Here is a 25,506-nt window from a genome sequence, read left to right as displayed (position 1 = left end):
CACCCGCTAGAACAGGCTCAGCAAAGCCTCCGCCGGATCCGTCAGCCCATGTTCCCCACCCGGCAGCGGCAGTTCGAACCACACCGTCTTGCCGCGAGGGGTCCGACGGGACCCCCACGCCGCCGAGAGCAGCCCGACGAGCTGCAGCCCGCGCCCGCCCTCGTCCGTGTCGCGGGCCCGGCGCCGGCGCGGCTGCACGAGCCCCGCGTCCCACACCTCGCAGACGAGTGTCCGGTCGAGGAGGAGCCGGAGCCGTATCTCGCCCTCGCCGTACCGCAGCGCGTTGGTGACCAGCTCGCTGACCAGCAGTTCCGCCGTGTCGATGAGGGGTTCGAGGTCCCAGGCCTGCAGGCGGGCGCGGGCGTACTCACGGGCGCGCCCCACACTGCGCGGCTCCCGTGGCAGCGTCCAGTCGCCGACGGAGTCCTCCGGCAGCCCCTGGACCCGGGCCATCAGCAGCGCGATGTCGTCCTCGCCGTGGTGGGTGTCGAGGGTGTTGAGGACGTGGTCGCAGACGTCCTCCAGCGACCGGGGTGTGTCGGAGCGCAGCGCGGTCGGCGGCTGGGCGGGGTCGGTGAGCGCGCCGACGAACGCCTGGAGGCCCTCGTCGAGGGGATGGTGGCGCGATTCGACCAGTCCATCCGTGTAGAGCGCCAACAGCGCGCCTTCGGGTAGTTCGACCTCCACCTCCTCGAACGGCTCGCCGCCGACCCCGAGCGGCATGCCGGGCGGCACGTCGAGCATGAGCGCGCTCTCGCCCGGTTCGACGAGCACCGGCGGCAGATGGCCGGCGTTGGCGAAGGTGCAGCGCCGAGTCACCGAGTCGTAGACGGCGTAGACGCAGGTGGCGAGGTAGACCTCGGAGAGGTCCTTGTCGCGGGGCCGGCCTGCGGTCGTCCGGGAGGCCGACTGGACACCGCCGGGGGTGCCCAGGCCCCGGGCGATCTCGTCGAGCGCCGAGAGGACCTCGGCGGGTTCGAGGTCCAACAGGGCCAACGTACGAACGGCCGTACGAAGTTCGCCCATCGCCACCGCTGCCCGCAGTCCGCGGCCCATCACGTCGCCGACGACGAGTGCCGTGCGGTGGCCGGGGAGTTCGATGACGTCGAACCAGTCGCCGCCGACCTCGGTGGCCGCGTTGCCCGGCAGATAGCGGCAGGCGATGTCGAGTCCGGAGGCCTCGGGGTCGCCCGGCGGCAGCAGGGAGCGCTGGAGGATGAGGGCGCGTTCGTGCTCACGGCGGTAGAGGCGCGCGTTGTCGATGCAGACGGCGGCGCGCGCGGCAAGTTCGACGGCGAGACCCCGGTCGCGCTCCCCGAACGGCTCGCTGCCCTTGGTGCGGGAGAACTGCACGAGTCCGACGACGGTGTCGTGCGCGACCATCGGCACGGCGAGCGTCGACTGGATCAGGCTGCCGTCCTCGGGCACTTGCTGGGGGCGGGCGGTGCGCAGGGCGTCCGCGCAGGGCGAGTTGAACGGGTAGTGGTGGACGGCGCCGACGCTCACGGGGGCGGGTCCGCCGACGAAGGGCGCGTCGGAGACGGCGCTGGCGAAGGCGACCCGGCGCAGTTCGGCGCTGCCGTCGGCGAGTCCCGGCGGGGTCTCGTCGCCGACCAGGAGTCCCTGGTAGAGGTCGACGGTGGCGAGGTCGCAGAAGCCGGGGACGACGACGTCGAGGAGTTCGCGGGCGGTGGTCTCCAGGTCGAGGGAGTTGCCGATGCGCGTCCCGGCCTCGTTGAGGAGTGCCAGATTCCGCCGGGCGGCAGCCGCCTCACGGGCGGCGGAGCGGCGGGCCGTGATGTCGGTGGCGAGCCAGGCGATACCGATGGGGCGGCCGGTGCCGCTGTGCACGCGGAAGAGGTTGATGGACCAGTGACGGCGCTCCTCGGAGCCGGGCACGAAGCCCGTGATGTGCATGTCCGTGATGGAGTCGCCGGTCTCCATGACCCGGCGCAGGGTCGCCTCGACCCGCTCGGCCTCCGGGGACCGGAGATAGTCGTGGACGCCCCGGCCGCGGTGGTCGTCGACCTCGCCGCCGTAGATGGAGGCGAAGCGCTGGTTGGCGCGCCTTACCCGAAGATCGGTGTCTATCAGAAGGAACCCGAAAGGAGATTGGCCGAAAATGGCCTGCGAAGCGGCAAGGTCGGTCTCTATCTGGCGCAGGGTCCGGACGTCCACGACGATGCACACGGCGGCCCGTTCGCCGCCCTCCACGGTGGTGGGCATCACATAGACCTCGGCGAGCCCCTCCACCCCCTCGGGGCCCGGCACCCGGAAGGGGACCACTCCGGTCCACTCCCGGCCGTCGAGGACCTCGGCCATCTTCCGCTGGCCCTCTTCACGCCGGTCGGGGTCGACGAACGCCTCGATGGGGTCCATCCCCACGGCCCGAGCCGCCGTGATGCCGAACAACTGCTCGGCCCGCAGACTCCACTGGTCGACGAGTCCGTCAGGACCGATCGAGAACGAAGCGACCTTGATGTAGTCGTACATGGACCCGGGCGGGCTGGTCTGCCACATCGAGTCACCGGTCCCGTGACCACCCATGACACCCGCGCCACCGGTCGAACGACCAGCCACGGCACCCGCGCCGCCGGCTCCCTGGCCACCCACGGCACTCGCGTCGCCGTCGGACACGCCGGCATCGCCACCGCGCGCTCCGGACACACGACTTCCGGGGGACCGGCTTCCTGAAGCCCGCCCCTCGGACGCGCGGCCCGTCGGGTCGCCGCCCGTTCTGTCGCGTGCGGCCCCGCTGTCGCGAGTGGCTCCGCCCAGGCCGGAATCTTCTGCGGCCTCGGGCCTCGCGCGGTCCGACGGGTTCTGGGAACCCGTGGACTTCGTGGCCTTCGCTGGTATCTCGCTCACGCGAACCGTCCCCTCCAGCTCACCGCGTCCGGCTTCGGTCACCAGGGGCGGCTGCCCGCAGTATCCAGCACTACGGCGCCGCACAACACGGTGTTCACGATCACAGCACGGTCCCGATCGTTTTTGGACCGGCCGGAACATACTCCCAAGTCTTCTAACCAGGCGATGCCCCCTCGAATCAAAGACTCCAGCCAGCGCTACTGGCTTGAACCAGTCGGTCGCACGCGCGCCCCGGGGAGCCGCCCCCTACCCCGCCCTTACGCCGTGGACTCCCGCCGTGCACCAGGACCTTCGCCCCGTACGCCCACCGGGCCGCTCAGCCGGGAACCGCCAGCTCGAACCAGACCGTTTTGCCCGACTCCCCGGGGCGGGTACCCCAGGCCCGGGAGGAGCAGGCCACCAACTGCAGACCCCTGCCGCTCTCGTCGTCGAGCTCGGCCGCGCGCTCCCGCGGTGGGTCGGGCAGCGGGTCGGAGACCTCGACCAGGAGTGCGCCCGAGGGGCCGGCGGGACGCACGAGCCGTACTCCGATGGGTCCCGTGGCGTGCCGCAGCGCGTTGGTCACCAACTCGCTCACCAACAGGGTGGTGATGTCCGCGAGCACGTCGAGCCCCCACGCACGCAGTTGCCCTCGCACCACCGCCCGAGCGCCCCGCACCGCCCCCGGCTCCGCCGGGAAGGTCCACTCGGCGCAGTCGTCTCCGCTGTCGGTCACGCCGATCACTTCCCAGTCCAGAAGCAGACCCTGTCCGGTTTCATGGGGTTAATGGGCACATACCCGATATCCCGCTCGAAGTACCGCGCACGAGGGCGCACTGTGGCACGAACGGCGTAGACAAGAGAAGAGCACAGCGCAAGAAATCACGAGATCCCACCGCCCGGACGGCACCCCCGCCCTCAAGGGGCACGGGGAACTGCGCGACCAGCCCCCACCGAACCCGCACCAGCCCACCCACCCGGAACCACCCGCGCGAAGCGCGACCGCGAAGCGCGAAGGGGGCGAAGGGGCGCAGCCCCTGGAGGATGGGACGGGTAGGGGCGGCGGGGGCGAAGAATCCAGGCGACCGGCGGCGGCACACCCACCCGCGCCCCACCCGTCAGCCCCCGTTCCCCCAGGCCATCCGCGCCGCCTCCATCACCGCCGGCACATCCTGGTCCAACCAGTCGACATCCCACACCTCGTCCACGGTCAGCCAGCGCAGCTCATCGTGATCCTCCAGCGGCCGAGGCTCACCGGACAGCAGATGCGCGATCCAGACCCGCAGCACATACCCCGGCCGTACCTCCCACTCACCGGGCACCCGCTCCGCGGACTTCGCCTCGACACCCAGCTCTTCCCGCAGCTCACGCACGAGCGCCTGTTCCGGCGGCTCACCGGGCTCCACCTTGCCGCCCGGCAGTTCCCAGCGTCCGGCAAGCTCAGGCGGTGCGCTGCGGCGCGCGGCGAGCAGTCGCCCGTCGTTCAGCAGAGCGGCTCCCACCACCACGATCGGTTCGGTCATGCGCGGGAGCCTACGGGAGCGGACACGGACGCCGGGCGGGGTGAATCAGTTACTCCCACTCTGCCCGTTCTGGCCGTTCTGCCCGACGCGTTCGACCCAATAGAGCTGCTTGTGGCCACGACTGTCGAGACTGTCCGCGATCTTCTGCGCCTCGGCACGCGTCGCGTACCTGCCGACCCGGTAGCGATTGCCGTTGTCGTCCTGCCTTACGACGAGCCAGGGAAGAGTGATCGTGCCGTCGTTCATCGACCCCCACCGCTCCTTCCCGCCCCGGCACGCCCAGGTCCCACCCCCGGATGCCGCCGCGCCCCGCCACCTAAGGAAACCGCAATCCGCATATGCCCGAGCGTACGCCTAACCTTTACGCAGCGAATCCGCCTTTTCACAAAGAGGTACGCAACCAGCCAAGACGAGGGGGGCGCACCCCGCCGAACGCGCCGTCGATCACTACTCGCGCGCCCCCCAGCGCTCCAACGAGCAGCGGCACAGCGCCGTTCGCACGAAACGGGCCGCTACCGGACGTCATGGTGACCTGGCGGCAAGAACGACCGAATTCGAACTACGTTCGGACGAAATCCCGAGGCTCCGACAAGTCCAACTTCCCTCCGGCAAGGGCCACTTGACCCATGCCCCCGTCATCGTCCCGTACACACGGAATCAGCCGGTTTCCGAACTTCCGGTAGTACGGGGTCACTTCACCGGCAGGTGGTACGCCACCTGATAGCGGTCCGCCGGGACCACCACGTCGGCCGTCTCCACCGGGCGGCCGGAGGCGAAGTACGTGCGGTGGACGACCAGGACGACATGGCCGGGGACGCCGCCGAGGGCGAGCAGTTCCTCGGCGAGGCCGGGGCGGGCGCCGACCTCCTCGGTGACGTTGTCGACGACGACGTCGATGGCCGCCATGCGCTCCACGACGCCCATGCCACCGAGGGGCCCCTCCTCGGGAAGCATCACAGGGGTGCGGCCGGTGACGGCGAGGGGCTCCCAGGAGGTGGAGAGCATCATCGCCTCCCCCGCGTCCCGGAAGGTGTACCGGGTGCACATCACACGGTCGCCGATCTGGATCGCGAGCCGCTCGGCGATCGTCCGGCCCGCCTCGACCTGCTCGCTGCGCGACTCCCAGGTGCCGCGCGCCGCGACGTCGGCCTGCTCCTGCCGGAAGGGCGTGGCACCACCGGCGGGCCGGAACCCGGAGCGGGAGACCCGACGCGGCACCGGCCGCTCCCGCACATACGTGCCCGAACCCGAGCGGCCCTCCACCAGCCCCTCGGCCATGAGCACCTTGCGGGCCTCCAGCGCGACCGTGTCCGAGACGCCGTACTCCTCGCGGATACGGGCCTGGGAAGGGAGACGGGTGTGCGGCGGCAGCGATCCGCTCACGATCTTCCTGCGGAGATCACCCGCGACACGCAAGTACGCCGGCTGCTCACCGAAAGTCACTGGCCGCTCCCATCTGGATGTACAGACAGCAACAGCGTGGCAACCGTGGGTTCAGCCGTGCAAGCAAAGGCCAGAGAATCACTCGATGTGATGACATGTGGCCGGTGAGGGCTTTACGCAGGCACTTTCTCCCCACTATGGGTGCCGTCACACCTGTGCGTCGGGCCCGTCCTCGCCGCCGCCCGCACCGGTGTCCTCGTCCTCGTAGACCGGTGCCTCGGTGGCCAGCCCCAGAGCCTCGCGCGCGGTGACCGCCTTCGGGCCGTCGGTCAGCCGGTGGGCCTTGTCCCAGTGGGCGGTGAAGTCGTCGGCGTCCCTCGCCCCGCTCGCCGCCTCCCACTCCTCGCGCGCCCGGTCCAGGGCGTCGGCGTAGTCGGTTACCTCCTGCTCGACGGCCGGCTCCCAGTCGTGCGCGCGCAACGCGGACGTCTGCCGCTCCAGGGCGCGGACCACCTGCGACGCCCACTCGCGGTGCCCGGTCAGGTCGTCCTCCACGTACTCCGTGTCGGGCATCGTGTCGAAGGCGTCGTTGAGGATCGCGTCGGCCTCCAGGAAGGCGAGCTGGTCCTCGTCGAGGGTCGTCCCGTCCTGGCGCAGCGAGCCGGTCAGGCTGCCCTCGGGGTCGACGTTGCCGAACATGCAGGTGACCTCGCGGTCGCCGTACCGCCAGCTCTGCCGGGTGGGCGTGAAGTAGTAGACGTCGACGTCGGCCGGGAGCGCCCAGGCGTCCATCGCGTACGCCTCCAGGAGCGTGTAGCACTCGTCGTCGGCGGCGTCGGTGACCGCGTCGTCGCCCGGGAAGGCGCCGTCCGGCATCGTGAAGTCGGCGAACACCTCCGCGTCGTGCGCACCGTCGCACGGCACGATGTCGACGTCGTAGGCGTATCCCTCCAGGGAGCCGCTCGGCGAGTCGAAGCACTCGCCCTCGGTCACCGAGAAGGTGCCGCCCGCGCCGTTCGCCGCGTCGCGGACGCCGTCCCACGCGTCGCGCGCGCCTCCCGTGGCGAACGCGAGCGCCAGCAGCAGCGCGCCGATCGTCGAGAGCACGATTCCGGCCACCGCCATACCCGTGCCGCGCTCCCCCTTCCGCCGGATCTGCACCAGCGCGAGGACCCCGAGCAGCAGCCCGACGCCCGGCAGGAAGCAGAGCAGCCCGAGCACGAGCGCGGCGATCGCGAGCCCGTTGACGGGCGCCGGCGGCGGCACCGCCGGATACGCCTGCCCCCAGGCCTGGCCCCAGTGCTGGTACGGCCGGGGCCCGAGGGGTGGGGGTGTGGCCACAGGTACGGACACTCCTTGCGCCGAGCAGAGTCGGAACCCACGGAGGCGGAACGCACAGGGGCGGAACCTACCGAGTGGGAACCCATGAAGTGGGAACTGACGTACGACTTGGCGCATCGTAAGCGGGTGAGGGGGGTGGGCGATACGTCCCGCCCGTCATGACGCACCGTCACCGACCGTCCCGGTCACCCCACCCGGCCCCACTAACCTTCGTCCATGACCCCTCTGCCGGATCGCTTCTGCCCGACGGACGGCACCCGCGTCCCCGCCGCCTCGCTCGCCTGGTGCTGCCCGGCCTGCCGCGGCCCCCTGGATCTGGACTTCGCGCCCACACCCGCGACGCTCAAGTCCCTGGCCGGCCGGGTGAACTCGCTCTGGCGCTACGCGGAATGCCTCCCCCTGGCGGCGCCCACGGTCTCCCTGGGCGAGGGCCGGACCCCGCTCGTCGAGCTGAAGGACGGCATCCGGGCCAAGCTCGACTTCCTCATGCCGACGCTCTCCTTCAAGGACCGGGGCGCGGTGCTCCTGGCCGAGCTGGCCCTGCGGCTCGGGCCCCGGCAGGTGGTCGCCGACAGCAGCGGCAACGCGGGCACGGCGGTCGCCGCGTACTGCGCCCGCGCCGCGCTGCCCTGCACGGTGTACGTCCCGCTCGGCACGTCGGACAAGAAGCTGGAGCAGATCCGGGCGCACGGCGCACAGCTCCGCGTCGTCGACGGCGACCGCGAGGCCACGGCCCGCGCGGCCCGGGAGGCGGCGGACGCGGACGGCGTCTTCTACGCCTCGCACGTCTACAACCCGTACTTCCTGCACGGCACCAAGACCTACGTCCACGAACTGTGGGAGGACCTGGGCGGCCGGCTCCCCGAGGTGATCGTCGTCCCCGTCGGCAACGGCACGCTGCTGCTGGGCGCGGCCCTCGCCGTCGCCGAACTGCACGCGGCGGGCCTCATCGACCGTCGGCCCGCCCTCTGCGCCGTCCAGTCCGCCGCCGTGGCACCCCTGGCCCACGCCTGGACCGAGGGCGCCGACGACCTCGTCGGGAACACGCCCGTGGCATCCACCTTCGCCGAGGGCATCGCCGTCCCCCGCCCGCCCCGGGCCCGCCAGATCCTCCGCGCCGTCCGCGACTCCGGCGGCACCTTCCTCACCGTGACCGAGGACCAGATCCGCCACGCCCAACTCGACCTGGCCTCCCGCGGCCTGTACGTCGAGTCCACGGGCGTGGCCTGCTGGGCGGCCGTACGGGAGGGGGCGCTCGGGGCGCGCACAGCGGTGGTGCCGTTGTGCGGCGCGGGGTTGAAGACGGGGTTGGCGGGGAGCTAGGCCCGTCTGGGCGTCAGTACGCCACGTACAGCATCAGCGCGAGAAACCCCGCGCCGACCGCCGTCAGCAGCATGCTGCTCCGCTTGTGCCCGACCCAGAGCAGCAGCGCTCCGGCGGCGACCGCCAGTACCCGGAACTCACCGTTGAACACGACGAGCACGCCGAATATCGCCAGTGCCACCCACATGTGCTCCCCCTTCCCCCGCCTGTCTCCCTGCCTGCTTCGCCCGCCTTTCCAAGGCTTCCCGCGCCGGGTGATCGACACCCCCGAAGCCACGCGTCCGTGTGGCTTGTCGACGCCATGGCGCGGACAAGCCACGGCACTTCGTTGCCGCGGCTTTCTCCCGTCTGCCACGTTGCTTGTCGTGCATCCCAGACCCCCCATCAGTTCATTCGCTGCGGAGGCGACAAGGTGATACCCCTTCGAAGAGCACGGGTCGTATGTGCGACGTCCTGTGCGGCGCTGGCGCTCGTCGTGGCGGCCTCCCCGCCCGCCTCACCCTCGACAACCGCGTCCCCCACGACGGCCGCACGGGCCGGTGACGCCGCCCAGACGCCGCGCGGCACCCTCCTGCCGAGGGCGGTGACGCTGATCACCGGGGACCGGATTCTCGTGGACGGCGACGGCGGCCTCGCCTCGGTCGTGCCTGCCGAGGGCCGTGCGGACATCGGCTTCCGGGTCGAGGAGTCCGGCGAGCACCTGTACGCGATCCCCGCGGACGCGGAGCGGTTGATCGCACAGGACAAGCTGGATCTTCGTCTGTTCGACCTCAGGGCACTGCTGGACGCCGGGTACGACGACACACGGCGCGCCGGCCTCCCGCTGATCCTCGGCGGGAACACCTCCACGTCCTTCTCGGCGTCCCGGCTGGGCGCACAGCCCGTTCCCGAGGGGACGGTCGTCAAGAAGAGGCTTCCGGCCGTCCAGGGTGCCGCCGTCGAGGTCAGCAAGAAGTCGGCGAACGAGCTGTGGGAGACCCTCACCCGCCCGAGCGGCTCCGCCGCGGCGGGCGAGCAGCGATCGGCGGCGTCCGGTATCCAGGGGATCTGGCTCGACGCCAAGGTGAAGGCGACACTGGACCGCAGCGTTCCGCAGATAGGGGCGCCGAGCGCGTGGGCGGCCGGTCACACCGGCAAGGGTGTCGAGGTGGCCGTCCTGGACACCGGCGTGGACAGCACCCACCCGGACCTGGCAGGCAAGATCGTCGAAGCGAGGAACTTCACCGCCAACGCCGACGCGGTCGACCACCACGGCCACGGAACCCACGTGGCGTCGACCATCACGGGCAGCGGCGCCGCGTCCGACGGCAAGTACAAGGGAGTCGCCCCCGACGTCGGCCTGCTGATCGGCAAGGTGCTCAGCGACCAGGGCGAGGGCACCTCCTCGGGCATCCTGGCGGGGATGCAGTGGGCGGTCGACCAGGGCGCGAAGGTCGTCAACATGAGCCTGGGCGGCGCGGACAGCCCTGGCACCGACCCCTTGGAAGCCGCGGTCAACCGGCTGTCCTCCCAGCACGGCACCCTGTTCGTCATCGCCGCGGGCAACGACGGCGCCAAGGGTGACGGTCTGGTCGGCAGCCCGGGCAGCGCGGACACCGCGCTGACGGTGGGCGCCGTCGACGACTCCGACACCCTGGCCACCTTCTCCAGCACGGGCCCCCGCACCGGCGACAACGCCGTCAAGCCCGACATCACCGCCCCCGGTGTGCACATCGCGGCGGCCCGCGCGGACGGCACCGCGCTGTGCGAGAACGCCTGTGTGCAGCCCGGCGACGGTCCGGTCGACGACCACCACACCGCGGCGTCGGGCACCTCCATGGCCACGCCGCATGTCGCCGGGGCGGCGGCGCTCCTGGCGAGCGCGCACCCCGACTGGTCCGGACAGCGGCTCAAGCGCGCGCTGATGGCCTCCGCCCGGCCCGGTGCCGGTCAGGGCGCGTTCCAGCAGGGCGCGGGCCGTGTCGACGTCGCCGCCGCGCTGGACGAGCGGGTGACCACCGAGCCGGCCTCCGTGTCGTTCGGCCTCGCCGTCTACCCGCACACCGACGACGCACCGGTCGGCAAGACCCTGACGTATCACAACGGCGGTGACGAGGACGTCGTCCTCGACCTGAACGCGTCGACGACCGACCGCTCCGGCCGGCCCGTCAACGAGGGCACCTTCACCGTCTCCCCGGAGCAGGTCACGGTCCCGGCCGGCGGCACCGCGGCCGTCAAGGTCGTCTCCGACACCCGGGTGGGCTCGGTCAACGGCCAGCTGTCCGGCACGGTCACCGCGTCGACGGGATCCACGGTGGTCGCCCGTACCCCGCTCGGTGTCGTCCGCGAGGACGAGGCCTACGATCTGACGCTGCGCCACATCGGGGCGGACGGAAACCTCCCGGTGACCGCGAACACGAGCGACACCCTGCTCGACGTCAACACCGGCAGGCAGTACACCGTCTTCCCGAAGGCGGACGGCACCTCGGTGGTGCACGCCCCCCTCGGCACCTACTACCTCAAGAGCAGCATCAGCACCCGCCGGCCGGACGGTTCGTACCAACGCGCGGTCCTCTACCGGCCCGAGTTGGTCATCGACAAGGAGACGACCCTGACGCTGGACGCCCGCGTCGCCGAACCGCTCAAGGTCACCCTGCCCGATCCGGAGGCCACGACGGCGTACGGCAGCCTGGCCGTCCGGAGGGTCATCGCCGACGGGCAGCGTAGCTGGACGACGTACTGGCCGGGCGCGTTCGACCGGATCTCGTTCGCCCAGATCGGCGACGGCCCCAGCGTCGGAACGCTCCAGGCGATGATCGGCGGCGTCTGGGCCAGCCCGGAGGCGGACACCGGCGGCACCCCTCCGCAGTACCACCTGGCGTACTCGCTGCCGACCAAGCCGTACGCCGGCCTCAGCCGCGACCTCGACAGCGACGACCTGGCGCGCGTCGACAGCACCCTCGGCGCCAGCATCGGCAGCAAGGCGGCGTACATCAACTCGGTTCCGTACGCGCCCGACGGCATGACCTCCGCGGGGGTCGCCATCCTCAACACCGCCGCCCTGCCTCGCGTACAGGTCGACTACGTCAACACGGACGACGCGGTCTCCTGGGGCTTCAGCGTGACGCACACCAGCACGTTCGGGCAGATCGAGGCCATGTACTACAGCCCGGAGCAGCGGTACCGGCCCGGCCGGACGTACCGGACCAGCTACGGAGTGGGCGTCTTCGGCCCCGGACTCGGCTCGTCCGACGGCCGCGGCAGCTTCGTCACCGGGGGCTGGGGGCTCTTCCGCACCGGGGACACACTCCGGATGAGCCTGCCCGCCTTCAACGACGGCTTCGACCACCCGGGCGTCACCATCGGCACCGCCCGCACCACGCTCGTGGCCGACGGCACCACCCTGGTCGACGCCCCCTATGTCCCGTCCTTCCGCGTCGGCGTCCCTGCCGGTGACGTCGGCTACACCCTGTCCACCGAACTGCGGCAGACCGGCATCCACGACGTCTCCACCCGGATCGCCTCCACCTGGACCTTCCGCTCCGCCACGGTCGCGGACGACACCCGGCGCATTCAGCTGCTGAACGTCCGTTACCGGCCGCGCCTCGCGGCGGACTCCAGCACGACGGCGGGCCGGCCGGTCCGGGTACCGGTCGCCGTCGAGGGGGCCCGTGGGGGCGTACGGTCCCTGACCGTCGACGTCTCGTACGACATGGGCAAGACCTGGCAGCGGGCGCACGTCCGCAAGGACCGGGCCCTCCTGCTGCGGCCCCCCGCCGACGCCGAGTCCGTGTCCCTGCGCGCCAAGGCGGTGGACCGCAAGGGGAACACGGCCGAGCAGACGATCATCCGCGCCTTCGGGATCACCCCGAACGACGACTGATCATCCCCGCACCCGCACCCGGCCCGGCCCGGCTCCTCCCCTCCCCGGAGTGGTGGGGCCGGGCCGAGCGCCGCCTCGCCCCGGCCGCCGGAGACCTATGCTGTGCTGATCGATCCGATGCTGGGCGGAAGGAGCACGGTCCCGATGCTGGCTGGTCTCGGCCTGGGCCCCGTCGAGGAGGACGTCTACCAGCACCTCGTGGACCGCGGCGAATCCACCACGGCGGCGCTGGGCGCGGCCCTCGATCACCCGGCGGACGCCATCGCCGAAGCACTCGTCGGCCTCGCCGGCCGGGGGCTGTTGACCACCACACCCGACGAACCCGACCGCTTCGTGGCGGGCCCGCCCATCGTCACCCTGGGCTCGCTGCTCGCCGCCCGGCGCGACGAGTTGCACCAGGTGGAACTGGCCATCACCGAGCTGGCGGAGCGTCACCGTGCCGCCGCCAACCGCGACATGGGCGGACTCATCGAGATCGTGACCGGTGTCCAGCCGATCAGCCGACGGCTGTTCCAGGTCCTGGAGTCGGCCGACCACGAGATATGCGGCTTCACCAAGTCCCCACCCGTCGCGGTCGGTCCGAGGGACAACCCCGCCGAATCCGTCGTCGCGGGACGGGGGCTGAGGATGCGCACGGTCATCGAGCAGTCGTATCTGGCCGACCCCGACTCCACGGCCGACATCGACCAGGCCCTCGGCCGCGGCCAGGAGATCGCGATCGCCGCGCAACTGCCCGTATCCATGATCATCGCGGACTCGGCCATCGCGCTGGTGCCACTCCTCGCCGGCCCGCAGGAGACCCCCCGGGCCGTCCTGATCAGCTCCAGCGGCCTGCTCAGCCCCCTGGTCACGCTCTTCGAGAAGACCTGGGGCGAGGCATATCCGCTGCGCCCCCGGGCCGAGAACGCCGACGCCGCGCACTACGCGGAGGGCGGCCCCGGCACGGCCCGGCTCTCCCCCCTCGACGCCGCGATCCTGGACCTCCTGCTGGCCGGGCTCACCGACCGTGCCGTGGCCAACAAGGTCGGGGTGTCCCTGCGCACCGTCACCCGCCGTATCCGGCACATGATGGATATCGCCGGCGCCGACAACCGCATCCAACTGGGCTGGCGCGCGGCACAACGCGGCTGGATCTGACCGCACGACAGATCACCCGCCACGCCCACAGCCCTTGCCGCGGCCCTTCCAGAAAACCCCTCCGGCTCCGTCCTGGTGGGCCGCGGAACCGACACGAACCCCGCCGTCCTCCACGCGGCGACCATCCGCCCTTTCGGCGATGTCGGGCTGCGCACAGCTGTCCTCGCCGCCGGCCACGCCGACGGCGTCCTGGTCGAGCCCTCCGCCCGGGCGTCATCGGCGTCACACATCGCCCGGACCCTCCTGCACGTACGGCACCGACTGCTGACGCCGAGCGGCGCGGAGGACCTGACCGAGGAGGAAATCGCTCGATCCGTCCGGGACTTCGCCAGATGACGACCCCGGATGCCCTACCACGGTCCCGCTCGCGGGGCACGGGAAGAACCGACGACTGATCCGGGCGGGCACGCTGCCGGTGGGCAGGGGGACACCGGTGGCCGCAGGGCGCGCCGAGGGACACCGGGGGACCCCTCATGCCGCCAGATCAGCTACGGGTTGGAGTTCACACGGTGAAACGGAACGTTCACGCCAGGGCTCCCACCTGCGAAAACGCCGACTTTGGCGATCGAATCCAGCACGCATCCAGCACCGTGGAAAAGCATCCGGCGCGGTAAGACTAACGAAACGTTGTGTACACATGGGACACTCGGTACCCTTGAGCGCATGACACAGCCGCTGCCCGTAGAGTCCATCCGCGATGTCCGCGCGCACCTGGCTGAAGTCGTGGAGCGGGCCGACCGCGACGACGTGCCCACGGTTATCACTCGCCGAGGTAAGGAGGTCGCCGCCGTGGTGTCCATCGAGGTGCTGCGGAAGTACCAGGAATGGGAAGAGCGCGAGATCAACCGGATCATCGACGAGCGCATGGCCAGCCAGGCGCCCGGCATCCCGATCGAGGACATCATGAGGGAGACGCTGGCGCGCAGTGAGTGAGTACCGCACCGTCTTCCGGCCGGAGGCCCAGTCCGAGCTCCGGAAGATCCCCCGGGACATGGCCCTCCGCGTTCTCGCCAAACTGACGGAACTGGAAAGCGACCCTCTCGGCTTCAACACCACCGCACTCGTGTCCCAGCCCGAGCGTCGCCGCCTGCGAGTCGGGGACTACCGGGTCGTCTACACCATCGACAACGGAGAACTGGTGGTGTGGGTCGTGCACGTCGGGCATCGCTCCACGGTTTACGACACCTGACCCTGCTGACCCCACGTCAGAATATCCAGCACTCATCCAGCACGGGCATGACGAAGGGGTCGGCTCCCGCAGGAGCCGACCCCTTCTGAGCTGCATGCCTGCCAGGTCAGCGACGTGGTGTTATTTCATCCGCTCACACGTTGAAGCGGAACTCGACGACGTCCCCGTCCTGCATGACGTAGTCCTTGCCCTCCATGCGGGCCTTGCCCTTGGCGCGGGCCTCGGCGACGGAGCCGGTTTCGACGAGGTCGGCGAAGGAGATGACCTCGGCCTTGATGAAGCCCTTCTGGAAGTCGGTGTGGATGACACCGGCCGCCTCGGGGGCCGTGGCGCCCTTCTTGATGGTCCAGGCGCGGGATTCCTTGGGGCCGGCCGTGAGGTAGGTCTGCAGGCCCAGGGTGTCGAAGCCGACGCGGGCGAGGGTGGCGAGGCCCGGCTCCTCGGCACCGACCGACTCCAGCAGCTCCATCGCGTCGGCCTCGTCCAGCTCGGCGAGGTCCTGCTCCAGCTTGGCGTTGAGGAAGATCGCCTCGGCGGGGGCGACGAGGGCGCGCTGCTCGTTCTTGAAGTCCTCGTCCGTCAGCTCGTCCTCGTCGACGTTGAAGACGTACAGGAACGGCTTGGTGGTGAGCAGGTGCAGGTCGTGGAGGAGTTCCTCGTTGCCCGAGCCCTGCACGATGCCCTGGGAGAAGAGGGTGTCGCCCTTCTCCAGGATCTCCTTGGCGGCCTCGACCGCGGCGACCTTCGGGGCGATGTCCTTCTTGATGCGCGACTCCTTCGCCAGGCGCGGCAGGACCTTCTCGATGGTCTGCAGATCGGCGAGGATCAGCTCGGTGTTGATCGTCTCGATGTCGTCCTTGGGCGAGACCTTGCCGTCGACGTGGACGACGTTCTCGTCCTGGAAGGCGCGGATGACCTGGCAGATCGCGTCCGACTCGCGGATGTTCGCGAGGAACTTGTTGCCGAGGCCCTCGCCCTCGCTGGCGCCGCGCACGATGCCCGCGATGTCGACGAAGTCGACGGTCGCCGGGAGGATCTTCTGCGAGCTGAAGATCTCGGCCAGCTTCGTCAGGCGCTCGTCCGGGACGCCCACGACGCCGACGTTCGGCTCGATCGTGGCGAACGGGTAGTTGGCCGCCAGCACGTCGTTCTTGGTCAGGGCGTTGAACAGGGTCGACTTGCCGACATTGGGCAGACCGACGATTCCGATCGTGAGCGACACGTTTGCGACTTCCCGTTGCGTAGGTGGGCCAGGCGGCCGGTCCCTCAGTTTACGGCGTGCCGACACCCGGCCCGGCGAGGTATCGAACGCTTGGCCAAGGTCCGCTCAACGGCGTGTCTGTGAACCCATTCGGCACATTAACCGACCTAAGTTGGACGAGTGGATCAGCAGCAGAGCGCGTACCTCCCTCGCACCGGGCCGCAGCGTGGCGTTCCGCCCCTTCCCCCGCAGGCGGGGAGAGGGAGCCGGGTTCCCGGCGCGGGCGGGCCGCGTCGTGCTCCGGTCGCGCGCGGGTCCGTACCGCTGCCGGTCCGAGCCGTGCGGAGCGCCGCGCGGGCCGTGCGCCGGATGCCGAACCCGCGTCTGACCGGGCTGGGCTGCGGGTTGTTCTGCGGGGTGTCGATGTTTGTGCTCGCCGGCCTCGACCGGCTGCTGTTCGGCGCCTCCGCCGCCCTGTACGGGGTGCTGTTCCTGCTGGTCAGCGCGTTGAGCGCGGTGTGGGTGCGGCGCGGTGACCTGGCGAGCGCGCCCGTGGTCGTACCGATCGCCTTCGCCGCCGGTCTGCCGCTGCTCGCCGAGGGCGAGGGCGGACTCGGCGGCCATCTGATGGCCCTGGTCACCGCCCTCGCCATGCAGGCGGGCTGGCTCTACGGCGGCACCCTCGTCGCCGGCGTCATCGTGACCGTACGCAAGCTCCGGCTGATGGCCCGCCGGGCGGCCGAACGGGAGTGGGAGAGGGAATGCGAACGGGAGAGGGCTGAGCGGGTCGGCCGGGTGCGGGTCGGCGGGCAGGGGCGGGGCGGGGCGGCCGGTGGCCGGCCGCGGCCTCCGGCCGAGCGCCGGGCGGCCGGGCCCCGGGCGCCGAGGCCTCCGGCCCAGCCCCGCCGCACCGTGCCCCGGGGGTAGTCGGCGCTCCGCGCCGAGGGCTGCGACAGGCCGTCGTTCAGCTGCGGCGTCGTCGTGGCCGGCCGCGCAGTGCCCCGCGCCCCTTCAGGGCCGCGGCCGATGCTTTCTAGCCGGCCTTCGCCGCCCTCATCGCCGCGCCGACGATGCCCGCGTTGTTCTGCAGCTGGGCGGGGACGATCTCCGCTCTGATGTCCTCGATGAGGTGGAGGAACTTCGCGGACTTGCGGCTGACGCCGCCGCCGATGATGAACAGCTCGGGCGAGAAGAGCATCTCGACATGGGCGAGGTACTTGGTGACGCGCTTGGCCCAGTGCTCCCACGTCAGCTCGTGGTCGTCCTTGGCCTTGGTGGAGGCGCGGGTCTCGGCGTCGTGGCCGTGCAGCTCCAGGTGGCCCAGCTCCGTGTTGGGGACGAGGACGCCGTCGGAGAAGACGGCGCTGCCGATGCCCGTGCCGAAGGTGAGCAGGATGACCGTGCCCTGACGGTCGCGCCCGGCGCCGAACTGGACCTCGGCGACACCCGCCGCGTCCGCGTCGTTCACCACGGTCACCGGCAGACCGCCGAGCCGGTCGCCGAGGAGAGCGCGCGCGTCGGTGTCGATCCAGCTCTTGTCGACATTGGCCGCCGTACGGATCGTGGCACCGCCGGTGACCACGCCGGGGAAGGTGATGCCGACCGGGCCGGTCCAGCCGAAGTGGTCCACGACCTCCTTGACCCCGTCGGCGACCGAGTCGGGCGTCGCGGGGTGCGGGGTCAGCACCTTGTACCGCTCGTCCGCCAGGTCGCCCAGGTCCAGGTCCACGGGAGCGCCCTTGATCCCGGAACCACCGATGTCCACGCCGAAGATGTGCATGGCCCTACGTTACGTCGTACGACTGACAGTCACGTTGTCGAGGTGCCCCACCGCCGCCGGGCGCCGCGATCCTCACGCGCCGCCACGCGTACGGCCCCGGAACCTTCACGTTCCGGGGCCGTACGGGGTGTCGGGTGTCCGGGGCGGTCAGGCGCTCCGGTCGGTGCGCTCGGCGACGAGCGACGCGGCCTCCTCGCGCAGGTCGCGGCGGAGTTCCTTGGGCAGGGAGAAGGTGATCGACTCCTCGGCGGCCTTGACCAGCTCGACGTCCTCGTAGCCGCGCTGGGAGAGCCACTCCAGGACCTCTTCGACGAGGACCTCCGGCACGGAGGCGCCGGAGGTGACGCCGACGGTCTCCACGCCCTCCAGCCAGGTCTCGTCGATCTCGCTCGCGTAGTCCACGAGGTACGCCTCGCGGGAGCCGGCGAGCTTGGCGACCTCGACGAGGCGGACCGAGTTGGAGGAGTTGCGGGAGCCGACCACGATGACCAGCTCCGCCTCGGCGCCCATCTGCTTCACGGCGAGCTGGCGGTTCTGGGTGGCGTAGCAGATGTCGTCGCTGGGCGGCGAGATGAGCAGCGGGAACTTGTCCTTGAGCGCGCCGACAGTCTCCATCGTCTCGTCGACGGAGAGCGTGGTCTGCGACAGCCAGACGATCTTCGAGGGGTCGCGGACCTCGACCTTGGCGACGTCCGCGGGGCCGTCGACCAGCTGGATGTGGTCCGGTGCCTCGCCCGAGGTGCCGATGACCTCTTCGTGGCCCTCGTGCCCGATCAGGAGGATGTCGAAGTCCTCCTTGGCGTACCGGATGGCTTCCTTGTGGACCTTGGTGACCAGGGGGCAGGTGGCGTCGATGGTGGCGAGCTTGCCGCGGGCGGCCTCGTCGTGGACGGTCGGGGCGACGCCGTGCGCCGAGAACATGACGATGTTGCCCTCGGGGACCTCCTCCGTCTGTTCGACGAAGATGGCGCCCTTCTTCTCCAGGGTCTGCACGACGTACTTGTTGTGGACGATCTCGTGACGGACGTAGATCGGGGCCCCGTACTGCTCCAGGGCCTTCTCGACGGCGATCACCGCGCGGTCCACACCCGCGCAGTAGCCGCGCGGGGCGGCGAGGAGGACACGGCGGCGGCCAGGCGAAGCGGTCATGTCTTCCATCGTAGGGGGTTCCCCTGCGGGGCCTTCGCCGACGGGGAGCGCGGGCGGCGGCTTCAGCGGTGGGGTGCGTCTTCGGGTGCGGGTCCGATGGGGCTTCTCGCGCGGTTCCCCGCGCCCCTGAAAGATCGGGGGCGCCCCCAGGTTTCAAGGGGCGCGGGGAACCGCGCGAGCGACCACCAACCACCCGCACCCGCCGACGCGCAGACACCCCCACCCCCTCCCGCGCTCGTCGGCGGCTTGGTCGGCGGCTCTGTCCGTGGCCCCCGCTACCCTCGCCGCATGGCACTCAACACGTCCGCCGAGTCCCCCCTCCCCGTCGGCGAGGTCTCCCGGCTCATCGGCGGCTGGATCGACCGGCTCGGCGCGGTGTGGGTCGAGGGGCAGATCACCCAGCTGTCGCGCCGGCCCGGCGCGGGCGTCGTGTTCCTCACGCTGCGGGACCCCTCGCACGACGTCTCCGTGGGAGTGACCTGCTACCGCCAGGTGTTCGACTCGGTGGCCGACGTGGTGAGCGAGGGCGCCCGGGTCGTCGTCCTGGCGAAGCCCGAGTGGTACGCGCCGCGTGGCCAGCTGTCGCTGCGGGCCACCGAGATAAAGCCGGTCGGGGTCGGTGAACTGCTGGCCCGGCTGGAGCAGTTGAAGAAGTCGCTGGCCGCGGAGGGGCTGTTCGCGCCGGAGCGGAAGAAGGCGCTGCCCTTTCTGCCGCAGCTCATCGGGCTGGTGTGCGGCCGGGCCTCGGCCGCCGAGCGGGACGTGCTGGAGAACGCCCGGCACCGCTGGCCGGCCGTCCGCTTCGAGGTGCGCAATGTCGCCGTGCAGGGAGTGCACGCGGTGCCGCAGGTCGTGCAGGCGGTGAAGGAACTGGACGCCATGGAGGGTGTGGACGTCATCGTCGTGGCACGCGGCGGCGGCAGCGTGGAGGACCTGCTGCCGTTCTCCGACGAGCAGCTCGTACGGGCCGTCGCGGCCTGTCGTACGCCGGTGGTGTCGGCGATCGGGCACGAGCCGGACACCCCGCTGCTGGACTATGTGGCGGACCTGCGCGCGTCCACGCCGACCGACGCGGCCAAGAAGGTCGTGCCGGACGTGGGCGAGGAGTACGAGCGGGTGCGGTGGCTGCGGGACCGGGCGCGGCGGTGTGTGGAGGCGTTCGTGGAGCGGGAGGAGCGGGGGCTCGCGCATGCGCTGGCGCGACCCTCGATAGAGGATCCGCACCGCATGATCGACGAGCGCGCCGACCATGTGGCCTCGCTGCTGGACCGGGGCAGGCGCTGTCTCGGGCACCATCTGGACCGTGCCGTCTCGGAGTTGACGCACACGCACGCGCGCGTGGTGGCCCTCTCCCCGGCGGCGACGCTCCAGCGGGGGTACGCGGTGCTGCAGAAGGCCGACGGGCATGTGGTCCGCGCGCCCGGCGAGGTCGGGCCGGAGGAGGCGCTGCGGGCGCGGGTGGCCGAGGGCGAGTTCGTCGTCCGGGTCGACGGGAACGGGACTGTCGGAGGGGACGCATAAGGTGGGCCGCATGACCAGCAACGTGAGCGAGGCCGACGGGACGACCGGGACCTCCGAGGCCGACCGCGCCCTCGGGTACGAGCAGGCGCGGGACGAGCTGATCGAGGTCGTCCGGCGGCTGGAGGCGGGGGGTACGACGCTGGAGGAGTCCCTCGCCCTGTGGGAGCGCGGCGAGGAGCTGGCCAAGGTCTGCCGCCGCTGGCTGGACGGCGCACGGGCACGGCTGGACGCGGCACTCGCGGAGGACGAGGACGGGACCGGGGGCGGCGACAAGGGCGCGGGCGCCTAGGTCGGCCGATCCGCGCCCACGGGCCCGTGCCGTCACTCCGTCCTGAGTGCCTCGGCCATCTTGGTCAGCTGGGCGAAGGACGCGGAACCGGCGACCACGGTCGTGGAGCCCTGGTTCTCCAGGACCAGGGCGTCGTAGCGCTCGCCCTCGTACCGGGTCCAGGTCTCGTCGTTGATCTCCTGCGTGGTCCCGGTCTTCTTGGCGTCCTGGGTGGCGTCCGCGATGAACCGGGACGGCTTCTCGGCGGACTGCTCGACGCCCACGTACTGACCGTCGGGGTCGTGGAACCCGAGGTGCCAGTGGTCGGACTCGTCGCCCCGGAAGCGGACGGAGGTCGCCTTCCAGGCGCTGGGCAGGCCCTCGGGCGCGGCCACCGCGTACGAGGCGGCGCGACGTGCCGTCAGCAGCTCGACCCGGTAGTCGACGCGCTTCAGCTCCTGCTCGGTCTCGTCATGCGGGATGAAGAGATAGATGACCCATGCCGCCAGCACGATGAGCCCCAGGGAGAGGACCATGTCCCGGACGGTCTGCTTGCCTTTCATACCTGCCACGCCCTCATCGTCGCAGGTGCACCGGTCCGCTCATCCGTGGGGTCCCCTGCTCATTTTGTCGGACTGACGATAGAGTCGGGCGGAACCCTCATCCGGCCGTCGCCGTATCAGAAAGGTGCGCTCCGATGACCGAGAATCACCATCTGCCGTCCGAGCTCGAAGTCCCCTCCGAGGCCCCCGACCGCAACCTCGCCCTGGAGCTCGTCCGGGTGACCGAGGCGGCGGCGATGGCCGCGGGCCGTTGGGTCGGCCGCGGGGACAAGAACGGGGCGGACGGAGCGGCCGTGCGCGCCATGCGGACCCTCGTCTCCACCGTGTCGATGAACGGTGTCGTCGTGATCGGGGAGGGCGAGAAGGACGAGGCCCCGATGCTCTTCAACGGCGAGCGCGTCGGTGACGGCACCGGCCCGGAGTGCGACATCGCCGTGGACCCGATCGACGGGACGACGCTCACCGCCAAGGGCATGACCAACGCGATCGCCGTGCTCGCGGCGGCCGACCGGGGCACGATGTTCGACCCGTCGGCCGTCTTCTACATGGACAAGCTGGTCACCGGGCCCGAGGCGGCCGACTTCGTCGACATCGACGCGCCCGTGTCGGTGAACATCCGCCGGGTCGCCAAGGCGAAGCGGACCGCGACCGAGGATGTGACCGTGGTCATCCTGGACCGGCCCCGGCACGCGGGGATCATCCAGGAGATCCGGGAGGCCGGCGCGCGGATCAAGCTGATCTCCGACGGGGATGTCGCGGGCTCGATCCTGGCGCTGCGCGAGGGCACGGGCGTCGATCTGCTGCTCGGCGTGGGCGGTACGCCCGAGGGCATCATCTCGGCCTGTGCGGTGAAGTGCCTCGGCGGCACGATCCAGGGCAAGTTGTGGCCGAAGGACGACGCGGAGCGGCAGCGGGCGGTCGACGCGGGGCACGATCTCGACCGGGTGCTGACGACGGACGACCTGGTGTCCGGGGAGAACGTGTTCTTCGTGGCGACGGGTATCACCGACGGCGAGTTGCTGCGGGGGGTGCGGTACCGGTCGGAGACCGCGACCACCGACTCGATCGTGATGCGGTCGAAGTCGGGGACGGTGCGGCGGATCGATTCGACACACCGGCTGAGCAAGCTGCGGGCCTACAGCTCGATCGACTTCGAAAAGCCCAAGTAGGCCGTGGGCCGGGGCGGTTCCCCGCGCCTCGGAAGGACCAGAGAGCAGGGGGCGCCCTCTTGTGCGGAGAGGGCGCCCTTTGGTCAGCCTGCCGCCGCTATCGGGCCGTTCGTCCGTGCCGTCTTCTTCAGTTCGAGGTCCCGGCGGCGCCTGCGGGCCAGCACCACTCGGCGTTCGGCCGCGGTCAGGCCGCCCCAGACTCCGTAGGGCTCGGGTTGCAGGAGTGCGTGTTCCCGGCACTCGACCATGACGGGACAGCGGGCGCAGACGCGCTTGGCGGCTTCCTCGCGGGAGAGGCGGGACGCGGTGGGTTCCTTGGAGGGGGCGAAGAACAGCCCGGCCTCGTCACGCCGGCACACGGCCTCCGTGTGCCACGGGGCGTCCTGATCCCTGTCTCGCACTGGCACCCGCTGGGGCGGAACGGCAGCGACCTGCAGGGACGAATGCGGCGGATGCAGCACGGTCTACTCCTGACGACGGCTTCGCGAGCGAGAGACGATGCAGCAAGGCCTACCCGCTGTGCGCGGGCCTATGCACTGAGTCCCGATCCGCTGGAATTCGCCGTCAACACCGCCTGGTCACAAGCGGATCAGATCCTTTCGGGTGGGGTGCGGGGGGAGTTCGGGCCCGGTCGGATTCACAGGCGTCAACGGTCCAGGCGTTTGCGCAAATGGCCGTACGCGCCATGGGACATGTGGTCGGCGACCCGGCCGAGGAGGTCGGCGATCGCCTTGCCGCGCTTGGGCCTCGCCTCGATGCTCCCGAGGACGGCGAATCCGTCCACATAGACCACGGGGGCGTCGGCCTCGCCCGAATCCAGCGCGTCCACCTCGAAGTTGCCGAGGACGCCGGCGCCGCTGCCGCGCAGCGAGACGTTCTCCGGGACGCGGATCTCGACACTACCGAAGACCGCGAACGCCTTGATCATCACCTGGCGGTGTTCGAAGAGGGCCTCGCTGAGGTCCATCTCGACGCTGCCGAATATCGCGTACGCGTGGATACGGCGGCCGGGCCGCCAGCGGCCCTTGCGCATGGAGGCGCTGAAGACGGCCATCAGACGGTCGTCGGGGTCGATGGGGATGGCGCCGGGGGTGGGGCGGCTGGGGGCGGACGAGACGGGCGCGTACGGCGCCCGGGAGGCGTGGGCGGCGGGCAGGTCCTGGATGAACACGTCCAGTTCGCCGACCGTCTTGGCGGCCAGCACGCCCTCGACCCGCTCGGCGTGCTCGTCTGCGGTGAGGCGCCCCTCGGCGAGAGCGTCGCGCAGGATGTCGGCGATGCGGTCACGGTCGGCGTCCGAGGCGCGCAGCTCGGCGACGGAGGCACGCGGTTCGGGCTGCTTCTGAAGGTCCACCGCAGCAGCGTACCGAAACACGATAGATCGCGATAGCCCCTCCTCGCGCCCTCCCGGATCGAACTGAGCCTTACCTCACAAGCCCGCCCCCTCGGGCAGGTCCTACGCTGGTGGACGCTGCCGATGGAGGCCAGCCGCGCTGTCTTGTCGAGTGAGGAATGGGCGACATGCCTGAGTTCGAGTACACCGATCTGCTCCCCATGGGAGAGGACACCACCCCGTACCGGCTGGTGACCTCCGAGGGTGTCTCCACCTTCGAGGCCGACGGGCGGACGTTCCTCAAGGTGGAGCCGGAGGCGCTGCGCAAGCTGGCCGCCGAGGCGATCCACGACATCCAGCACTATCTGCGCCCGGCGCACCTCGCGCAGCTCCGCCGGATCATCGACGACCCCGAGGCGTCGTCCAACGACAAGTTCGTCGCGCTCGACCTGCTGAAGAACGCGAACATCGCCGCCGCCGGCGTGCTGCCCATGTGCCAGGACACCGGCACGGCGATCGTCATGGGCAAACGCGGGCAGAACGTGCTCACGGAGGGCGGGGACGAGAAGGCCCTGTCGAAGGGCGTCTACGACGCGTACACCAAGCTGAACCTGCGCTACTCGCAGATGGCTCCGCTCACCATGTGGGACGAGAAGAACACCGGGTCGAACCTGCCGGCGCAGATCGAGCTGTACGCCACCGACGGCGGCGCGTACAAGTTCCTGTTCATGGCCAAGGGCGGCGGTTCGGCCAACAAGTCGTTCCTGTACCAGGAGACGAAGGCCGTCCTGAACGAGGCCTCCATGATGAAGTTCCTGGAGGCCAAGATCCGTTCGCTGGGTACGGCCGCCTGTCCGCCGTACCACCTCGCGATCGTGGTGGGCGGTACGAGCGCCGAGTACGCGCTGAAGACCGCGAAGTACGCCTCCGCGCACTACCTGGACGAGATCCCGGCCGAGGGGTCGCCGCTCGGGCACGGGTTCCGGGACAGGGACCTGGAGGAGAAGGTCTTCGAGCTGACGCAGAAGATCGGGATCGGGGCGCAGTTCGGCGGCAAGTACTTCTGCCACGACGTACGGGTGGTGCGGCTGCCGCGGCACGGCGCCTCGTGCCCCGTCGCGATCGCCGTGTCCTGCTCGGCCGACCGCCAGGCCGTCGCGAAGATCACGGCGGAGGGCGTCTTTCTGGAGCAGCTGGAGACCGACCCGGCGCGCTTCCTGCCGGAGACGACCGACGAGCACCTCGACGAGGCGTCGGACGTCGTGCGGATCGATCTCAACCAGCCGATGGACGACATCCTCGCGGAGCTGACGAAGTACCCGGTCAAGACCCGGCTGTCCCTCTCCGGGCCGCTGGTCGTGGCCCGGGACATCGCGCACGCCAAGATCAAGGAGCGGCTCGACGCGGGCGAGGGGATGCCGCAGTACCTGAAGGACCACCCGGTGTACTACGCGGGCCCGGCGAAGACCCCCGAGGGCTACGCGTCCGGCTCCTTCGGCCCGACCACGGCCGGGCGGATGGACTCCTACGTCGAGCAGTTCCAGGCGGCCGGCGGGTCCAAGGTGATGCTGGCGAAGGGCAACCGCTCGCAGCAGGTCACGGACGCGTGCGGCGCGCACGGCGGCTTCTACCTGGGCTCCATCGGCGGCCCGGCGGCGCGACTCGCGCAGGACTGCATCAAGAAGGTCGAGGTCGTCGAGTACGAGGAGCTGGGGATGGAGGCGGTGTGGAAGATCGAGGTCGAGGACTTCCCGGCGTTCATCGTGGTCGACGACAAGGGCAACGACTTCTTCCAGGACCCGGCACCGGCACCGACGTTCACGACGATTCCGGTGCGGGGGCCGGGGCTGGCGTAGCGGACCGACCCGGCCGTCGCGCTCACTCGCACGGGCGACGGCCGGGAACATCGCGCTCGGG

The 25,506-nt window shown here is 70.8% G+C and carries 24 protein-coding genes; 11 read left to right on the top strand and 13 right to left on the bottom strand.

The genetic code is table 11. The features are described from left to right. Positions 1-6: 6 nt before the first annotated feature. From F9278_RS32550 to F9278_RS32525, 6 genes are all read right to left on the bottom strand, one after another. Positions 7-2,868: a SpoIIE family protein phosphatase gene (locus tag F9278_RS32550; RefSeq protein WP_404818962.1), complete on the bottom strand. Its 2,862-nt coding sequence runs from the start codon at positions 2,866-2,868 to the stop codon at positions 7-9. A 316-nt stretch (positions 2,869-3,184) separates the two neighbouring features. After that, positions 3,185-3,592, bottom strand: coding sequence for an ATP-binding protein (locus tag F9278_RS32545; protein ID WP_152171486.1), 408 nt, complete (start codon positions 3,590-3,592; stop codon positions 3,185-3,187). Between the two features lie 373 nt (positions 3,593-3,965). Next, positions 3,966-4,370, bottom strand: coding sequence for a (deoxy)nucleoside triphosphate pyrophosphohydrolase (locus F9278_RS32540; protein ID WP_152171485.1), 405 nt, complete (start codon positions 4,368-4,370; stop codon positions 3,966-3,968). A 45-nt stretch (positions 4,371-4,415) separates the two neighbouring features. After that, positions 4,416-4,616, bottom strand: a complete 201-nt coding sequence (locus F9278_RS32535) for an SPOR domain-containing protein (protein WP_152171484.1) — start codon at positions 4,614-4,616, stop codon at positions 4,416-4,418. A gap of 444 nt (positions 4,617-5,060) precedes the next feature. Beyond that, on the bottom strand, positions 5,061-5,813 hold the full coding sequence (locus F9278_RS32530) for a GntR family transcriptional regulator (RefSeq protein ID WP_152171483.1): 753 nt from the start codon (positions 5,811-5,813) through the stop codon (positions 5,061-5,063). Between the two features lie 147 nt (positions 5,814-5,960). Next, positions 5,961-7,094: a DUF4190 domain-containing protein gene (locus F9278_RS32525; protein WP_226967058.1), complete on the bottom strand. Its 1,134-nt coding sequence runs from the start codon at positions 7,092-7,094 to the stop codon at positions 5,961-5,963. Positions 7,095-7,310: 216 nt separating this feature from the next. On the opposite strand from F9278_RS32525, the gene F9278_RS32520 reads away from it, so the two are divergent. Next, entirely contained in the window at positions 7,311-8,417 is a 1,107-nt protein-coding gene (locus F9278_RS32520; protein ID WP_152171482.1) for a pyridoxal-phosphate dependent enzyme, read from the top strand. Between the two features lie 13 nt (positions 8,418-8,430). Here the strand turns inward: F9278_RS32520 and F9278_RS46415 are convergent, their stop codons facing one another. Further along, on the bottom strand, positions 8,431-8,598 hold the full coding sequence (locus tag F9278_RS46415) for a hypothetical protein (protein WP_193242118.1): 168 nt from the start codon (positions 8,596-8,598) through the stop codon (positions 8,431-8,433). 294 nt (positions 8,599-8,892) lie between these two features. Here F9278_RS46415 and F9278_RS32515 point away from each other — a divergent pair, with 294 nt between their 5' ends. The 5 genes from F9278_RS32515 (at position 8,893) to F9278_RS32495 (ending at position 14,605) form a co-directional block, all read left to right on the top strand. Continuing rightward, positions 8,893-12,279 carry a S8 family serine peptidase gene (locus tag F9278_RS32515; RefSeq protein WP_193241730.1) on the top strand — a complete coding sequence of 1,129 codons (3,387 nt, stop codon included), beginning with the start codon at positions 8,893-8,895 and terminating at the stop codon, positions 12,277-12,279. A 144-nt stretch (positions 12,280-12,423) separates the two neighbouring features. After that, a complete protein-coding gene (locus F9278_RS32510; protein WP_193241729.1) occupies positions 12,424-13,416 on the top strand; it encodes a helix-turn-helix domain-containing protein in 993 nt (330 codons plus the stop codon). Between the two features lie 75 nt (positions 13,417-13,491). Further along, positions 13,492-13,752 carry a hypothetical protein gene (locus tag F9278_RS32505; protein WP_152171479.1) on the top strand — a complete coding sequence of 87 codons (261 nt, stop codon included), beginning with the start codon at positions 13,492-13,494 and terminating at the stop codon, positions 13,750-13,752. Between the two features lie 327 nt (positions 13,753-14,079). Next, positions 14,080-14,349, top strand: coding sequence for a type II toxin-antitoxin system Phd/YefM family antitoxin (locus tag F9278_RS32500; RefSeq protein WP_152171478.1), 270 nt, complete (start codon positions 14,080-14,082; stop codon positions 14,347-14,349). Continuing rightward, complete coding sequence (locus F9278_RS32495; protein WP_152171477.1) at positions 14,342-14,605, top strand: type II toxin-antitoxin system RelE family toxin; 264 nt, start codon at positions 14,342-14,344, stop codon at positions 14,603-14,605. Before F9278_RS32500 ends, F9278_RS32495 begins: the two co-directional genes overlap by 8 nt. Positions 14,606-14,738: 133 nt before the next feature. Here F9278_RS32495 and ychF read toward each other — a convergent pair whose 3' ends face one another. Then, positions 14,739-15,827, bottom strand: a complete 1,089-nt coding sequence (gene ychF / locus F9278_RS32490; RefSeq protein ID WP_152171476.1) for a redox-regulated ATPase YchF — start codon at positions 15,825-15,827, stop codon at positions 14,739-14,741. 348 nt (positions 15,828-16,175) lie between these two features. Between ychF and F9278_RS32485 the strand changes: the two genes are divergently transcribed. After that, positions 16,176-16,733 (top strand): DUF6542 domain-containing protein, encoded by a 558-nt coding sequence (locus tag F9278_RS32485; RefSeq protein ID WP_152171475.1) that lies wholly within the window; start codon positions 16,176-16,178, stop codon positions 16,731-16,733. 106 nt (positions 16,734-16,839) lie between these two features. Here F9278_RS32485 and ppgK read toward each other — a convergent pair whose 3' ends face one another. Beyond that, a complete protein-coding gene (ppgK, locus tag F9278_RS32480; protein ID WP_152171474.1) occupies positions 16,840-17,586 on the bottom strand; it encodes a polyphosphate--glucose phosphotransferase in 747 nt (248 codons plus the stop codon). A 147-nt stretch (positions 17,587-17,733) separates the two neighbouring features. Continuing rightward, complete coding sequence (locus tag F9278_RS32475; protein WP_152171473.1) at positions 17,734-18,744, bottom strand: 4-hydroxy-3-methylbut-2-enyl diphosphate reductase; 1,011 nt, start codon at positions 18,742-18,744, stop codon at positions 17,734-17,736. A 279-nt stretch (positions 18,745-19,023) separates the two neighbouring features. Between F9278_RS32475 and xseA the strand changes: the two genes are divergently transcribed. Together xseA and F9278_RS32465 are read left to right on the top strand one after the other, a co-directional pair. Then, positions 19,024-20,256 carry an exodeoxyribonuclease VII large subunit gene (gene xseA, locus F9278_RS32470; RefSeq protein ID WP_152171472.1) on the top strand — a complete coding sequence of 411 codons (1,233 nt, stop codon included), beginning with the start codon at positions 19,024-19,026 and terminating at the stop codon, positions 20,254-20,256. A 10-nt stretch (positions 20,257-20,266) separates the two neighbouring features. After that, positions 20,267-20,545 (top strand): exodeoxyribonuclease VII small subunit, encoded by a 279-nt coding sequence (locus F9278_RS32465; RefSeq protein WP_152171471.1) that lies wholly within the window; start codon positions 20,267-20,269, stop codon positions 20,543-20,545. A gap of 32 nt (positions 20,546-20,577) precedes the next feature. On the opposite strand, the gene F9278_RS32460 is transcribed toward F9278_RS32465, so the two are convergent. Then, positions 20,578-21,087 carry a DUF4245 domain-containing protein gene (locus tag F9278_RS32460; protein WP_152174268.1) on the bottom strand — a complete coding sequence of 170 codons (510 nt, stop codon included), beginning with the start codon at positions 21,085-21,087 and terminating at the stop codon, positions 20,578-20,580. Between the two features lie 134 nt (positions 21,088-21,221). Here F9278_RS32460 and glpX point away from each other — a divergent pair, with 134 nt between their 5' ends. Further along, on the top strand, positions 21,222-22,256 hold the full coding sequence (gene glpX, locus F9278_RS32455; RefSeq protein WP_152171470.1) for a class II fructose-bisphosphatase: 1,035 nt from the start codon (positions 21,222-21,224) through the stop codon (positions 22,254-22,256). Between the two features lie 83 nt (positions 22,257-22,339). On the opposite strand, the gene F9278_RS32450 is transcribed toward glpX, so the two are convergent. Next, positions 22,340-22,717 carry a WhiB family transcriptional regulator gene (locus F9278_RS32450; protein WP_152171469.1) on the bottom strand — a complete coding sequence of 126 codons (378 nt, stop codon included), beginning with the start codon at positions 22,715-22,717 and terminating at the stop codon, positions 22,340-22,342. 185 nt (positions 22,718-22,902) lie between these two features. Then, the gene (locus tag F9278_RS32445) at positions 22,903-23,610 is read right to left on the bottom strand and encodes a DUF1707 SHOCT-like domain-containing protein (protein ID WP_152171468.1); all 708 of its coding nucleotides are present in this window, start codon (positions 23,608-23,610) and stop codon (positions 22,903-22,905) included. 167 nt (positions 23,611-23,777) lie between these two features. Between F9278_RS32445 and F9278_RS32440 the strand changes: the two genes are divergently transcribed. Next, the gene (locus F9278_RS32440; RefSeq protein WP_193241728.1) at positions 23,778-25,445 is read left to right on the top strand and encodes a fumarate hydratase; all 1,668 of its coding nucleotides are present in this window, start codon (positions 23,778-23,780) and stop codon (positions 25,443-25,445) included. The last annotated feature ends 61 nt before the right edge of the window (positions 25,446-25,506 follow it).

It is taken from the genome of Streptomyces phaeolivaceus (genome assembly GCF_009184865.1).
Classification (GTDB): Bacteria; Actinomycetota; Actinomycetes; order Streptomycetales; family Streptomycetaceae; genus Streptomyces; species Streptomyces phaeolivaceus.
This window is presented reverse-complemented; position numbering and strand designations above follow the sequence as displayed.